The following is a 16088-nucleotide window of genomic DNA, read 5'->3' as shown; positions in this document are numbered from 1 at the left end:
CATTCTATTATTCGGGTTCTACTCGATCTGGCAGTTGGGTAACATAACTATCCGATAACTGAAGCAGCTTCAAGGCATGATTAAATTCATCTTCGGTTGCCGATTGATGTTCACTGGCATTGCCGGCAAGCGTAAAATAGTTTCCATCCTCAAATCCTTTACCAGACATAAAGAGCTCTTCGCTATTTACAAATGAGCCTGTAGGCAAGTAGTACCGTTGTGGCAAAAGGTTATAGGACGTTTGGTTAAGTAAATCTTGACCAAAGTGAATATAGTCTGTCAGCGGCACACCTAATAGGTTGGCAACCGTTGGTAATATATCGACTTGGCCGCCGAGCTGCATGTGAACTTGTGGGGTGGTCACGCCTTCGGCAGCGATAATAAGAGGAATATTAATGAGTTCTTTTTCGCCGTATTCATGACCTAATATCTCGTTCATTAATGCTTTGTCGTCAGCTTTCAAAGAAAATAAGGGAAGGCCGCGGTGATCGCCGTAGAGAACGACTATACTATTCTCCCAAATCCCCCGTTTTTTCAAATCGTCGATAAACAAGCCAAGTGCATAGTCTGCATAGTTTTCCGCGCGAATATAGTCGCCTACGAAGGTGCCTTCATACCGCTCAGGCAGTGTCATCTTATATTTTTCTTCAGGTATCGTAAACGGGTTGTGAGAGCTCATGGAGATCACGTGCGCGTAAAAAGGTGTTCCTTGGCTCTGATATGTCGCCAGTTCTTCCGCTGTCTTTCTGTACAGCACTTCATCTGAAGAGCCGTAGAAGAAGGCATCCTCGTCTTTGAAAAACTGTTTATCATAGTACTTATCATAACCAATGGCTTGATATAAATCGTCTCGATTCCAGAAACCAACTTCATTCGTATGGAAATTCATCGTCGTGTAGCCTTGCTTCTGGAGGAGCTTTGGAAGGCTGGGTAAGTCCTTCTTCCCATAGACTTGTGTAGCGGCGCCATCGGGAGGTACATAGTACGACGTGTTCACGATAAACTCGGCATCCGACGTATTCCCTTGACCAATTTGCTGATAAAATTTCGGGAAATAATGGCTGGATTTAGCCAACTTATTCAAATTAGGTGTGACTTCCGTTCCGTCAATGTGCAAGTTGATTAAAAAATTTTGGAAAGATTCCATTTGAATGATAATCAAATTTTTACCCTTCGCCGCACCATATAGAGCTGGTTTCTCAACCGCTGCTTTGTTCTTCAAAGCATCAATGGTCGGCTGCGTGATTTGATCTGGGCTGATGATCTCTTCTTTCTTTTGAGAAAGCAGGTTATACATTTCATAATTTAATATGCCCATCTTACTTGCTTTTACATTTTCATTAAAGGAACTGCGGTTTGGAATGACACTAAGTGCGCAAAGTAATAAGGAAAAGCAAGCGACACTAGCAACTATTTTCATACTAAGCGGCTTCCATTCTCTTGTCTTCGGCTTGAAAAACGCAAAGAAACTCACCACAACGATGTCCAAAAAGAAAAGTAAATATTGAGGCTCAATCACAGAGAAAATGCTCTTCTTAACTGCACCAACCTGCTTGGCTTGTGTTAAAACATGATACGTAGCGATAACTCCAAAATGTTTATAATAAATAACAAGTGCAAAAAACAAAATCGTAATAATCAAGTCAATTGCAAGATACCATGCAAGTTTATGCTTTTTCACAACATACTCAACGACACAATACGTGATCAAGATCGCTGGTATTTCGGTCAGGAGTATTCTTGCAGATGGACCTGTTTCGAATAAAATCATCCAGGCCACGTAAATTTTAATTACAATGAATAAAGGAAATAACAATAATCTATGTCTGAGCCGTTCCAACATACAGAGAGCTCCTTTCGTTTAACCACATTCTTCACAAAATAGACTGAAAAGCATGCCGGATCACATCTCCCCTGCTAATGATGCCGACAAGCACGCCTCTTTTTAAAACTGGCAGTTTTTTTATTCGTTTTTTCCCCAAGAGCGCCGCAATTTGCTCAATATCCTCTTCAGCGTCTACAGCAATTACCTTCTTTTGAGCTATTCTCATTACATTTAAAAGAAGCAAGTTGCGCACTCTATCTTGGAACTCCTCATTATCTCCCTTGATTACAGCCGTATAGAGATACGACCCAAATATATGATCATCATGCTTGCCAATATAACGCATAATATCTCCGTCACTAATGTAGGCGACGACTTCATTTCGATCATTAACAACAGGAAGCCCGCTGATGCGATGCAAAATAAACTTCTCAATGACAGCGCGGACACTATCCTCTTCTTTTACTTTATAAACTTGACGGACCATAATTTCCATTGCCTTCATGATGTTTTCTCTCCCGTCTACTATTGCTTCTCTCAAACAAGAAGTATGATGACATCATATACTTGCATTATACAACTATGTGAGGTAAAGTCAATCATAATGCTCTTGTTAATTACGCTATGTTCGATGATATTCAAATCATACAGTGTATGTTACGATAACGTATGAATAAAATGATATCGCCTAAAGATGAGGTACATGATGACGAAAAATCCTGTTGAAACCATTGAGATCGAATTGACCATATTTTTACGCAAATTTATCGCTGCAACCACCAATAAGAAAGTAGGCAATTTGGATCGTGCTGCTTATCTGCTGCTGTATCAAATCTCTTCACGCGGCTCCGCAGGCGTAAAAGCTTTGGCCGAAGAATTCCATCTGGATATGTCAACAATCAGCCGGCAGACGGCTGCTCTGGAACAGAAAGGCTATGTGTATCGGATTCCCGATCCCCAAGATGGCCGCGCCTATTCTCTGCAGATTACGGAATCCGGAACGGCGGAATTGGCTTTGAACAAGCAAGCTCGCTTAGCTTATCTAGCAAAGCATCTTCAAGATTGGACTTTGGAGGATCAACAAAGGTTCGGTGAGCTTCTGAATAAGTTTAACAGTGAGTTTCTATAAAATAACGATGATCAGGGCTGTCTTGAAGTAGATGCTTCTACTTATGGGCAGCTTTTCTCGTACATCTACTAAAAACCCTCCAATAATCCCAAGACCATTCATCCATGGCGCGCTGAAAAAAAAGCGAGGCATGGAATCGCTCCATACCTCGCTTTTACTTTTCGATTAATTAATCGTCCACTGCTGATTATTACCGCCATTCCACGTATATTGAATGTTCTGTCCGCCATCCGCTGTAGAGCTTCCGCTGATGTCCATAAATTTACGGCTATTGCGATTCTCGATGGCATAATAGCCATTTCCTAGATCAACCAGCAGCCATTCTTGATTCTTACCGCCATTGCTTGTATATTGAATGTTCGTTGCTCCATCTGCCATGGATTGACCGTTGATATCCATATATTTGCCGCTTTGTTTGTTCACGATATTGTAGTAGCCATTCGCTTTCTTCACCAATTGCCATCTCTGAAATAGCGATGTTGTATCCGTAAACTGCTGGATCGGCGCTGCATTGAGCGTTTTATCCGTTCCACTGACAGCCAGTGACTTGTTGCTATTTCGGTTGAGAATCTTATAATTCGTCGTGGTGTTAAAACTGTAATTAGATCCAGAAACAGAGCCAGTCGCTGTATCGATCGTTATTTTATCATAATACGTTAAACTCATGGAAGTATTCGAAGGGAACGAGATCGGCAGGAAAACATACCGCGAATCATTCACAATGCCCCCCCACGCCCCAGCCCATCTATCCCCAATATACAGATAGGATGTTGTAGAGGTCCCTTGAACAGGGAGAATATAGGCTGGCTGTGAATCAAACGAAGTGCCGTCTCCGACATTGCTAAGCGCGCTCCATGTACCTGCGATGCTAGTTGCAGTCCCATATTTCATTTGATTCGGCGACCAGCCGGTTGCTCCGGAGGTCACGAGGAAATAAACGCCATTCCTTTTAAACATCGCCGCCGCTTCACGTTGAGCCCCCACCCAAACCTTCTGAACTAAGGACGCGATGGATCGATAATCGGAAGAAAGCTTGTAGATATGCGTATCTAAGTTCTCTCTAGCTGAAGAAATGAAATACGCGGAACCATCGTCATCCACAAACAAGGTGTCGTCTCGAGACATGTACTGACCTTGAGGCTGGAAGCTGCCCTGCCATGTGTAATTGCCGTCAACTGTGGAAGAGTAAGCAACTGCTGCTCTTGCTTCGCTGTAATCAACGCCATTTTCTTTATGCATCCACATGACGAATTGCCCTGTAGAGGCATTGTAAATGACTTTAGGCCGCTCAATATTCGCAGTCGCTAATTCAGGAGCTGAAGAATGCTTGAGTACATTGTTGCGGAATTCCCATGTTTTGAGATCCGTCGAGCGGTAACAAGCGACTAAGTTATCACCGCTTCTGTTCTCACCGAACCAGTAGTAATATGATCCTACTTTAATGATACCACCGCCATGCGCTTGCAAAAGATTTCCTGCACTATCCTTTATTTGAACGCCATTACTTGGAATGGTAACGCTTGCAGCTTCAGCCTTTTGTGTGGTCAAAAACAATGACATGAATAAAGCAATAATCAAACCGATAACCAGTAACTTCCCTGCGTATTTTTCATTTGAATGAACGTACACGGCTCTCATCCTTTCGTCCTAATCTGGGACAAGCGGTGATGCAATCTTGCGTGGCCATCTACTTGCTTCATGACTTCCTTAAGCTCACCTCCTCTGTGTCTAACTAAGGCTAATGCTATAGGTTTTATGGGCTGTTTCATAGTGAATAATTACAAGTTCTATGAACAATATGAACAAATAGCATAACCACTTTTATCACATTCCTGAACATTTTGCTTGTCCGCTATAGAAAAAATTATCAAGCTCAAAACAAACGGAGCCACGCCATAGTTAGCGGGCTCCGATATTCACATTATTTCTTTAGTGCGCACTCTCAACTTCGTCTACGTGCTTCAAGTGTTGGCGGTTCATCCACAAATAGACGACAGCCACAACGACACACGCGCCGCCAACGATAAACGGCATATGAGGGTTGAACCATTCAGCCAGCTTGCCGGCAAGGTAGGGAGCGATCGCCCCACCGATGAAACGTAAGAAACTGTAAGCCGCAGAAGCGGTAGGACGTTCGACCGGCGCAGCATTCATGACCGCGGTAGTGATCAAGGTGTTGTTGTTGCCAAGGAAAGCGCCCGCGATGATGACTGCGACGATAATGACGGTTTTGTCTGTCGTCCATATGGACATGACAAACAAAGTAGCTGCGAACAAAAGCAACTGAACACACATGGAAGGCACTGTTCCAAATCGTTTCTGCAGCTTCGGCGCCGTAAAGACAGATGTAAAGGCAAGCATAAGTCCCCAACCCAAGAAGACATAACCGAGTTGATGTTCATCCAATCCTAACTTGCCTAAGACTAACGCTGCGTATACGAGTAAGGTGAAAAAACCAAAGTTATAAAGAAAAGCTGCGATTCCGAATGTACGAAGTGCTTTGAATTTCAAAGCGCGGAACGGATCCGCTAACGATGCTTTGGATTTGCGAATTTGCGTTTGTTGTTTGGGCATAATAAATAGAATCATAAAGAAGGCAATTACCATGAGACCGGCTACGCCGAAGAATGGACCTCTCCAAGAGACAGCACCCAGCTCTCCTCCTAACAGCGGGCCTACGGAGATCCCCAGACCGACGGCTACTTCAAACAAAATAATGGAACGTGCGACGCCTGTTTTGGACAAAGATACGATCGCTGACAATGCTGTAGCGACGAATAGCGCGTTTCCGAGTCCCCAGCCCCCACGCAGCCAAACAAGACTCCAAATACTATTTGACATACCTCCTAATGCAGAGAAGAGTGCAATGATGATGATACCTGTGAGCAGTGTTTTTTTGATGCCCAGACGGGACGAGACGACGCCTGTAATCAACATCGCTACCGCCATGACGGCATTGTAACTTGTGAATAGCAAGGTGACATCACTATGGGAAGCGTGCAGCTTCTTAGCGATGGCGGGCAAGATTGGATCGACAAGACCGAGACCCATGAAAGCGATAATGCTGGCGAAGACGACTGCCCATACCGCTTTCGGTTGACTAAACATGCTGACTTTCGGTGCATGCTGGTGTGTCTGTGCGGCCGTGTTGGCCTTACTCGTAGCTGTTGGTTGCATTTTCCTAAAGACTCCTTTTATGTTGACATTTTAGTAATACCGTCGTTGATTCGTTTTTGCATGTATTCGATTTCCTTGCGGAATTCCGCCATTTTGTTAAGTTTTTGATCTACCATCGCCATCTGTTGATCGACCATGATCTTCATTTCTCGCAACTGCGAAAGCTTCTCTTCTGTTGACTCGGTTTTCCAATAGACTTGCTTCTGTTCGTCCATCTTTTCACGAATGGCTACGAAATCCTGAATTTCCATGAGTGAAAATCCAAGAACATCCCGGGCATTTACGATTTGACTCAATCTTTCGATATGCTTGCGTGTGTATAAGCGCATGCCGCCTTCACTTCGCTCTGGAGGAAACAATAATCCAAGTTCCTCGTAGTAACGAATCGTTCGCTTGGTCAATCCACTCTCTTTGGCCACGTCATCAATTTTGAACTTATCCATCTAATCACTCCCATCCACATCGTTTCCTATCGCGATGTGATTATCATAATCTTTTCTAACGTTAACGTCAACGTTAACTTTTTTCAGTGACCACAAATGTCCAAATTTACAGACTTATTATGCGCAGCTGCTCGTTTTCTATGCCTTTTCCGCCTCCATATTCCTGAAATACGCTATGACGAATTGACGAAACCGTTCAGCCGCGAGGGATAAATAATGCTTTCTTGACCAAGCAATTCCAGTTGTCACCGTACAGCCGGGGACGGTAATTCTCAGCCTATGGGGCATTAAATGAGCCCGCTTTTGCCAAGCCAGCTCAGTCAGGTACAACAACATAAAAATCTTCGGTTCGAAGGGGGGACCAGCAAGTGGATTTCCGTGCAAAAGGAACCTCGCGTATTCCCGTTTTAAAATTCAATAAAGCATGCTGCATCAAGACTACGTTCCTTGATGCAGCATGCTTTTTTTAAGGCTTCATTTTCAATTAAGTAACATTCGATTCTTGGACAATGATGAGAACCATCGATGCTTCAGCTCCAATGTCCACTGTAAAATACAGGTCATCTGCAACCTCGGCAAAGGGCCTTATGATGCCATTATCATCTATGTTCATCAAATAATACTGTCCTTCTAGCAATCCCAAGTGTGCTCTATTCACACGCAGCTCGACTGTTCTAGACGTTCGGGAATCCCCGATAATTCCCGTTTCCAAGTTCCCAAGCAGGACATGGACGACGCCATCACTTTTCCAAAAATGAACTGTGCTCGGCTGTGTAAACTGCGGTGGCCCGACATGCGATAATTGCCGCTCAGCTGACGCTTCGATCAGAAGCCGGCTAACTACTGCATAAGGCGAGAGATCTCCCAACTGATGCTGCGATAAATGCGTGCGATCCGGCTCTCTCAAATCTTGCGGTTGCCAATAGATTGCATGGTTTTCATTACTTTTCACAACAATTGGTGTTCGTTCTGTCTCATACATGACTACCCCATCTGTCACTTGGACCGGCTGAGTAACTGGAAGATGAATGGTGACAACTGGAGCCAAATCCTCATGCCCCTGGCGATTGTATCCCCTGAAAAATCCTTGTTTCATTAGCTTATCCTTCGTTGCCACACCAGCCAACTCAAGGATAGACTGATCTATCTGATCCGCTCTGCCAATCATGAGAAGGGGAATACCCTCTCCATTCATTTGGCACAGGAGCTCCTTCTTCTCTCGGGTCAATTGCCCTGGTACCTGCAGCAAACATGCTTCAGGTTCAGCGATTTCCCCCAACCACTCCATTCGTGAAGCGCTGAGGCAGGGTACTCCCCATTTCATCAACATGGCTGTCTGATCATCAATCCACTCACTGCAGTTAGTGTCCGGTTGCGTAGCCGACAACCACGCCATCATACTCCGGTTATAGAGGATAGTTGGACCATATACCTGCTCTAAACGAGTAGCACTCTTTTGCGCAGCATTCATTTGTGTAACCAAAAATGTGATGTCCCGCTCGCTCAACAACTCCGCTTCCCTGTTATTGGCCCATGAAATATAAGAGCCATCTGGCACTCGAATGCCCTCAGGTGTATGGACAGCGGCATGTGAAAATGCCCAAATTGCCCAGCGCAACTTCTCTGGCACTTGATGCAGCGTATCCCATGGCTCCCAAGCATCCCAAGTTTCTATCAGATGATAGTGCTTGCATGGTGTTGCCCGATGACGGTTCCCGCCTTCGATCACCGCGCGATGAGTGAGTAAGTTAGCGAGCTGGAACGTCCAGCCTAGCCATTCAAGCCCCCACCAGTCCTGCCAGGCACCGCCCCAGGTTTGATCAATCCAGATATCGATCGCGCCATCTTCCACTAAGGATTCCAAATCCACACACCCAACTCGCCATTCGGCTACGGCGCTGATCGCTGATGAATATCCCATCAGAAGAGCATTCGGATTCCCACGCTTCACTTCCCGGAAAATCTGGATGAAGTCCTGCGAATAACGGAGCACGTTCTGCGGATCACTCGGCCCCGTTACCCCATAAGGTCCCTTACGGTTATACACCATAGCCCCCAAAAATTGATCGCGCAGGTGAATCGCCGTAAGCCCGAGAAAACGGGATAAGCTCCCCCACTGATCGCCGAAAAATGTGGCAAATGACTCCCCTTCGACTAAACCTTCAGGGCGCGTTGCATAGGAATACCTATCTCCCCTAAGCGGGACTCCTGGCAGGAGATTAGGCTGCGGTGCTTCATGATCGGCATACATTTCACCATGTCGTTCAAACCAGCTGCTTTCAATATCGTACAGATCCCCGTGAATGACGAACTGTCCCCATGCTACGAAGAGAACGCCAATATGGAAATCCGTGAGCCCTCGTTCCAAGGCAACTTGGCGCATGGCTGCAATCAACGATTGCAAGTTCAGATAGCTTCTGCCTGACCACGCCTTCATCAATTGGCTGCGAAACGGAAGCGGCTGATCCGGATGACCCGTCCACTCAGTAACCAGATCGATCACCCAGCCGCAATTCACAATAACCCCCTTTGCGCCGCTGATGCCGTTATAAAGTGGATTCACTCGATCCATAAACGCATGAACCTGCTCCTCTATTGAACTGGGCTGAAACCAGCTTAAATCTACCTCTATCCAACGATCGGTCGTTATCGACATCACATGTCCCTACCCTTTCAAGCCGAATCTGGCAAGTGGTTTAACCCAACTTTACCAACCTAGCGGGGGGAAGTGAATGGTTTAGAATTGAAAGAATCTGTATTTTCATTGAAAAGAAAACTACCTTCCAAAACAAGTGACCTCATAATACAAAAGAGCTGCCACCAGGCAGCCCTTTCCTCACACATCTTTTACAGTTATACGCTTATGCCCGCTTCAAACTGAGAATCTCGAGCAAAACACCCGATAATTGGCTGGGTGGATACGGCTTTACAAAATACATGTTTGCTCCGATTTCCTTCCCCTTCTCAATTTCATCCAGCGCGGAAGAAATGAAGATAGGCAAATCATTTAAGTTCGGATCTACTTTGATTTGATTGATGATTTCCCAGCCATCAATACTATTGTTCAGCATGATGTCTACGATAACCGCATCGGGTTTCTTATATGACATATCACTGAGCGCTTGTTCGCCTGTCGTGTAATTGATGACGCGAAAGCCTTTCTCTGTGAGCTCTTCGGTTAGAAGCTCCGTCAAGCTGATGTCATCTTCGATGAGAACGACAGTTTTGCCAGTGAATTCATCTGCCGCGGCTGATAGCTGCTCGGCTTCGATAACAATGTCTGGCTTCGCGATCAATGGGAAGCTTACGCGGAACGTGCTTCCTTCACCTAGCTTGGAGGTAACGGAAATTTCGCCGCCATGTGCTTCGACAATTCCCTTTACAATGGCAAGTCCCAACCCTGTTCCGCCGATGGTTCTCCGATCCGAATTATCAATGCGATAAAACTTCGTAAACAGCTTCGGTATCGCTTCTTCTGGAATTCCCAATCCGTCGTCTGTAATATCAACAACTGCATGCGTACCAATCGTGTACAGCTTCGCCGTGATACGTCCGCCATCAGGCGAATATTTCACTGCATTACTGACGAGGTTCATGAAAAGCTGTGTCAGATTATCCCGGTCTCCGGAAATAACATGCGGTTTGTTTGGCTTTTGAACGCCGAAGAAATGCTTGGTCGAGCTTCCCTGCTGCAATGTGAGTACGTCACTCAACACCTCGAACAGGTCAACGGGATTTTTCTGATGCGTCGACTTGCCTGATTCCATCCGTTGTACATCCAGAAAATCATTAATCAAAGCCGTTAGTCGGACCGTCTCCTGATGAATGGTCTTCAAATATTTCTGTTGCTTCTCTGGACTCGTCTCTTTGGTTAGCAGCCGTTCAGCAAAACCTAGCACACTGGAAAGCGGTGTACGCAGTTCATGGCTAACTGTGCTTACGAATTCAGACTTCATTTGGTCTACTTCGGCCTGTTTAGTGATATCTCGATGAACAAAAACGGTGCCAATTCTACCCGTTTCCCTAAACAATGGCTCTGCGTAGGCTTGAATAACCCGTCGGTTCGGAGAGGTAATCTCATACGTATATGACCTTTGCTCCACCGCTTCATCGCTAACCTGTTTGATCATAAATGACTTTAAGTCCGAACTTTCTTCAATTGAATGCGATGCGGATGCGATAAACTGTGCTAACTGGATATCCGACATAGGCTGCTGCTCAGGAATACCAAATAATACATGCATCGTTGAGTTTGCCTTTACAATGACACCCTCAACATTGACAAACTGAACGCCTTCTTGAATGGTATCCATGATTTCTCTGGTAAGAGCCCTCTCACTCATCAGCAGTTCTTCGTTTTCTTCCATTTTACGCAGCATTTCCTGAAGCTCTTCTTGCTGCATCTGAAGCTCTTCCTGTTGAGCAATCAACTCTTCATTCTGTGATAGGAGCTCTTCTTCCTTCGATTGAATCTTCTGGAGCATGGTGTGAAAGGACTGATTGAGAAGACCAATCTCATCGTTCCGCTTTTCCATCTCCAGCTCAACCGACTGCCCTATTGACACTTTTTCTGCATTATCTGCCAGCTTGCGCAGCGGCCTGCCAATGTTCTTGGCCGTGATCGAAGTCATGAAAGTTATGAATAATAAGATTCCAAACACATACGCAAAGAATAAATAATTAAGATTAGATAAGGTCTTAAACAAGTTTCGGGCTTCCGTTTCCGATTGGGACGAGATTTGCAGGGATGTGTCATTAATTTTGCCTAACAAATCATAGACAGTAGTCCCCACACTGCCACTTGGTGTCGTTGCGCCAGCTTTCACTAAAGCCATAGGATCCTCGTTATGCGCAAGCTTAACGTATTTCGGAAATACATTTTCGAAATAGTTCTTCTCAAATGTCTTTAATGTTGTAAGCAGCTCTTGCTCCTGCTCCGTTAATGGAAGCTGCACAAATGTCTCCAATGCTTGCTCTAGCTCTGGCTTTTCCTTCATAACGGCTTCGTATTCGAACTCCTGGCGGAAAGCGTAGAAGGCTCTAGCATGTAAAAAAATTTGATTGTAATGGATATAAATCGTTGCAGTCGCCTTTTCTTTCTCTTTTAACAGCGTGATGCGCTCATGGTAGTCCTGCTGGACATTATGGCCAATAAGTGAAACGGCAGCAGCTCCAACCATGACGAGTAAGGCGAAAAACGTAATCATTCGAACAAACCTACGGGAAAGGCTCGTTTTCACAAGGTTAGGCATGACAGATCTCCTTTACACGATTGGCTAGCTCCATTGGGCTAAAGGGCTTTGACATAAAATAATTAGCGCCTGCCTCCAAAATGAGCTCCTGATCCGCATGTTGACTTTTGGCTGATAGGACCAAAATCAATGTATTCTCTTTACCCGAAAGCTTTCTAACCTGAGAAGTAACCTCAAGCCCTGTCATGCGCGGCATCATATAATCTAAAATGACCAAATCATATGTATGGCTTCGAATGAGCTCGAGCGCCTCTTCTCCGTCGGAAGCCTCCTCTATATCATGTCCGTCATCTTCCAACGTATCGTGAATAAGCATCCGCAATACATCTTCATCTTCGACTATTAATATCTTCGCCATTCTATATCCCCTTCTAGTTCAAATAGCCAGTTCGCCAAAATTCGACAATACCCTATTGTCAATTCGGTAACCAGCCTGGAATTCCTCTATTTATGGCTCCTAATGCGACCTAATTCTCGATAAATTGTTCTTTATACCGACTCGGCGGAATTCCCACTGCTTGGCAGAACACTCTGCTGAAGTATAAGGGATTCTCATAGCCAACAATCGAGGCGACTTCTTTTACATTCAAAGACGTTTCGGAAAGCATTTTTTTCGCTTCATTAACTCTTATATTCGTCACATATTTGCCTGGCGTCGTGCCTGTTACAGCCTTGAACTTATGAATAAATCGAAACAAACTCAAGTTGCACGTTTTGGCAAGGTCTGAGACAACCAGATTCTGACTATAGCTTGCATGCATGATTTCTATGATTTTATTGATGTCGGCATGGTGGTCTTCTTTTCTTTGATTTCCCGTCGTTTGCAGCCTTCGGCCTAGTAAGGCGAGCAGATTGAGCAGATAGGCTGTTGTCAAATGGTCACTCAAAGGCTGATTCATATTCAGCTCATGGATGATTTTTTTAAACAAAGCACACACATCATCTACCATGCCTACGGAATGGATCGATGAGCCCAGAAGCCCGCATTGTTGCAAATAATCATAGACACCATATCCCGTAAAATGAATCCAGTACGCTTCCGTAGCATCTTTGGCATGATACGTGTAATTCTGAGGCTCTTTTGGGGAATACATTACGATCTGTCCTTCATGCACCTTGGTTGTCTTGTTATTAAGGAAAAACGTCCCTTGCCCGCCCACAAGATAGATCAACTGATAGTCTTCCCTGCCTTGGTCCCGCTTCCGAGTTAAATCGATGGTCATCAGCCTCTGATATCCGCAACAGTTGACAGCCAGCAGACAGTCTTTTCTCTCAAGCCCTTGTTCAAACCAGTCTTCGAGCGCATTGCCAGATATATTAATCACTCTTATCACTCCAATAGCAATTTTGTGCATGTACCTAGCAATTTGTTTTATTCACTATCTTTCATACTAATCTTATAATGAAAGCGCAGCAACAAATATAAGTGCAATTTTGTGGATGCTCAGATGAGAAGGGAGAAAGAAGATGAACAAGAGCAGAATCATTCAACCTATCAATTTGAATTGGAAATTTCACAGGGGTGATGAACCCAAAGCTTGGTATAGAGGTTTTGCAGATGAGAGTTGGCGAGAAGTGACCCTTCCTCATGATTGGTCTGTTGAAGAACCTTTTTCACAAGAGCATTCCAGTGGCACAGGTTACTTGCCCGGCGGCATGGGATGGTATCGCAAAAGCTTGGCACTGTCTCAAGAATTGGAAGGCAAACGCGTCTATATCACCTTCGAAGGCATCTATAACAACTCCCAAGTTTGGTGCAACAGCTATTATCTCGGGAAGCGACCTTACGGCTATAGCAGTTTTACCTATGACATCACGGATTTCATCTCCTTCGGGAAACAGGACAATGTGATATCCGTCAAGGTCGACCATAAGGATATTGCCGACTCGCGTTGGTTTACCGGCTCAGGTATTTACAGGGATGTTTATATAACGATCACAGATTCCATACATATCGATCAATACGGTGTATTCGTTACAACACCTGAAGTCTCCGAAGAACAGGCTACCGTTGCTGTGAACGTTCGATTATCCAATGAGTCACAGGCAGATGAGACCATTCAACTTACAAACACCCTTTGGGATGCCAATGGGAATCTGATTAATTCCGTAAGTGACGCTAGAGTCGTTCAGACTGGCTCCAAGACGGAATTGAATCAATCTATCACGGTGAATAACCCAAGCCTATGGTCACCTAGCTCGCCTGAATTGTACGTATTATGTACAGAAATTAGAAAAGACGGCGAACTCATTGACCATGTCAACACGCCCGTGGGAATTCGTTGGTTCGAATTTAGTGCGGATAAGGGTTTCTTCTTAAATGGAGTGAATATGAAAATAAAAGGCGTTTGCGTCCATCACGATGCAGGAGCACTTGGAGCCGCAGTTCCCGAGAAGGTATGGATACGCAGACTACAGGCGCTTCAGGAAATGGGCTGCAATGCCATCCGAATGAGCCATAATCCACCTGCTCCGACTTTACTCGATTTATGCGACCGAATGGGCTTTCTCGTCATTGATGAAGCCTTTGATGAATGGGAAGGCGTGAAGCATAAATGGTCCACTGGACACAATGTTTACCCGCCGAAGCATTTCGGCTACTATGAAGATTTCCCGCAGTGGGGCGAAGTGGACATCAAAGAGATGGTATTGCGGGATCGCAACCATCCGTCCATCATACTATGGAGTATCGGAAACGAGGTCGATTATCCGAACGATCCTTATTGCCACCCCTATTTCCAAACGATGACCGGTAATAACGATGCCAATAAGCCTACGGCTGAACGCGAATATGATCCGAATAAACCGCAAAGCGATAGGCTGACAACGATTTCCAAAAGGCTTGTGAGCTATGTGAAGGAATGCGATACAACTAGGCCCGTCACGGCAGCTTTGGCTTTTCCTGAATTGGCGAATTTGATTGGATATGCCGATACGCTGGATGTGGTGGGCTACAATTATAAGGAGCATCTCTATGAAGAAGCGCGGCAGCAATATCCGAATCGGGTTACCTTTGGCAGTGAGAATAGCGCTAGCCTAGAGGCATGGCTTGCCGTCAGGGACAACGATGCGATCTGTGCGCAATTTATTTGGACAGGAATCGATTATATGGGCGAGGCCAAAGGGTGGCCCGTGCGGGCTTCGCAAGCTGGATTCATGGATCTTGCCGGCTTCAAGAAAGCCAGCTACTATTTCCGTCAGAGCCTATGGAGTCAGGAGCCGATGGCGTTCCTCGCTGCCGTATGTAAAGATGATCCCGCGTATACAGCCAACAAAAGGTGGCACGGCGGTGCTCCCCACTGGAACTGGCATACAAACGACAAGTTGGACGTCATCTGTTATACCAATTGTGAAGAGGCGGAGCTTTTCCTCAATGAACGATCACTCGGATGCAAGCGGCTCAAGGATTCACCACTAGGCTACCTATCTTGGGAAGTGGGTTTTGAAGAAGGCGCCTTGCGAGTGGCATGCAAAAGCCATGACGGTACCCTAACTACCTATGCGTTGCAAACGGTCTCCAAACCAGAAAAGCTGGCAATGCACGTAGATGCTGCTGAAATGAGCGCTGATGGACAGGATATTGCCCATGTTGAGCTCGAGATTACAGACAGACACGGTAAACCCGTTTATCTGGCAGATGATCTCATCAAACTATCCATCGAGGGTCCTGGTGAGATCATTGGTTTGGAAAATGGCGATGCGCAGGATGTTGAGCCGTATAGTTCTGCATTTAGAAAAGCCTGCCATGGCAAGCTGCTTGCCTTCGTTAGAGCTGGCATCACGCCTGGCGAGATCATCGTGAGGGCAGATGCGCAGGGCTTGGCGTCAGCTCAGGTCGTTATTGCTGTGAAATAGTCCATGAATATGATGAATGAAAGTGTTCCAAACGCCATGCGTGGAGGGGATTCGATTCTGGCACATTTCGCCTCTGTAAGCGTGTTTTTCACCGTTACAGCGTGGAGGGCCATTCGATTCTGGCCCTTTTCGCCTCTGTAAGCGTGTTTTTCACCGTTACAGCGTGGAGGCCATTCGATTCTGGCCCTTTTCGCCACTGTAAGCGTGTTTTTCACCGTTACAGCGTGGAGGGCCATTCGATTCTGGCACATTTCGTCTCTGTAAGCGTGTTTTTCACCGTTACAGCGTGAAGGGCTTTCGATTCTGGCACATTTCGCCTCTGTAAGCGTGTTTTTCACCGTTACAGCGTGGAGGGCCATTCAATTCTGGCACATTTCGCCTCTGTAAGCGTGTTTTTCACCGTTACA

11 protein-coding genes are annotated in these 16088 nt (G+C 45.5%); 2 read left to right on the top strand and 9 right to left on the bottom strand.

All coding sequences use genetic code 11. The annotated features are described in order from the left end of the window. Positions 1-7 precede the first annotated feature (7 nt). Positions 8-1843 (bottom strand): LTA synthase family protein, encoded by a 1836-nt coding sequence (locus AC58QC_RS29690; RefSeq protein WP_497418574.1) that lies wholly within the window; start codon positions 1841-1843, stop codon positions 8-10. A 31-nt stretch (positions 1844-1874) separates the two neighbouring features. After that, the gene (locus tag AC58QC_RS29685; RefSeq protein ID WP_497418573.1) at positions 1875-2330 is read right to left on the bottom strand and encodes a CBS domain-containing protein; all 456 of its coding nucleotides are present in this window, start codon (positions 2328-2330) and stop codon (positions 1875-1877) included. Between the two features lie 201 nt (positions 2331-2531). Between AC58QC_RS29685 and AC58QC_RS29680 the strand changes: the two genes are divergently transcribed. Further along, complete coding sequence (locus AC58QC_RS29680) at positions 2532-2954, top strand: MarR family winged helix-turn-helix transcriptional regulator (RefSeq protein WP_497418572.1); 423 nt, start codon at positions 2532-2534, stop codon at positions 2952-2954. Between the two features lie 165 nt (positions 2955-3119). Here the strand turns inward: AC58QC_RS29680 and AC58QC_RS29675 are convergent, their stop codons facing one another. The 7 genes from AC58QC_RS29675 to AC58QC_RS29645 form a co-directional block, all read right to left on the bottom strand. After that, the gene (locus AC58QC_RS29675) at positions 3120-4583 is read right to left on the bottom strand and encodes an RICIN domain-containing protein (protein ID WP_497418571.1); all 1464 of its coding nucleotides are present in this window, start codon (positions 4581-4583) and stop codon (positions 3120-3122) included. Between the two features lie 300 nt (positions 4584-4883). Further along, positions 4884-6131, bottom strand: coding sequence for an MFS transporter (locus tag AC58QC_RS29670; protein ID WP_497418570.1), 1248 nt, complete (start codon positions 6129-6131; stop codon positions 4884-4886). Positions 6132-6148: 17 nt separating this feature from the next. Continuing rightward, the gene (locus tag AC58QC_RS29665; protein WP_497418569.1) at positions 6149-6574 is read right to left on the bottom strand and encodes a MerR family transcriptional regulator; all 426 of its coding nucleotides are present in this window, start codon (positions 6572-6574) and stop codon (positions 6149-6151) included. 484 nt (positions 6575-7058) lie between these two features. Continuing rightward, positions 7059-9230: a hypothetical protein gene (locus AC58QC_RS29660; RefSeq protein WP_497418568.1), complete on the bottom strand. Its 2172-nt coding sequence runs from the start codon at positions 9228-9230 to the stop codon at positions 7059-7061. A 205-nt stretch (positions 9231-9435) separates the two neighbouring features. Next, positions 9436-11826 carry an ATP-binding protein gene (locus AC58QC_RS29655; RefSeq protein WP_497418567.1) on the bottom strand — a complete coding sequence of 797 codons (2391 nt, stop codon included), beginning with the start codon at positions 11824-11826 and terminating at the stop codon, positions 9436-9438. Then, positions 11819-12184, bottom strand: a complete 366-nt coding sequence (locus AC58QC_RS29650) for a response regulator transcription factor (protein WP_497418566.1) — start codon at positions 12182-12184, stop codon at positions 11819-11821. The genes AC58QC_RS29655 and AC58QC_RS29650 overlap by 8 nt, the downstream gene beginning before the upstream one ends. Positions 12185-12293: 109 nt before the next feature. Continuing rightward, positions 12294-13151, bottom strand: coding sequence for an AraC family transcriptional regulator (locus AC58QC_RS29645; RefSeq protein WP_497418565.1), 858 nt, complete (start codon positions 13149-13151; stop codon positions 12294-12296). A gap of 142 nt (positions 13152-13293) precedes the next feature. On the opposite strand from AC58QC_RS29645, the gene AC58QC_RS29640 reads away from it, so the two are divergent. Further along, entirely contained in the window at positions 13294-15681 is a 2388-nt protein-coding gene (locus tag AC58QC_RS29640; protein WP_497418564.1) for a glycoside hydrolase family 2 TIM barrel-domain containing protein, read from the top strand. The last annotated feature ends 407 nt before the right edge of the window (positions 15682-16088 follow it).

It is taken from the genome of Paenibacillus sp. J22P51, assembly GCF_059692215.1.
This window is presented reverse-complemented; position numbering and strand designations above follow the sequence as displayed.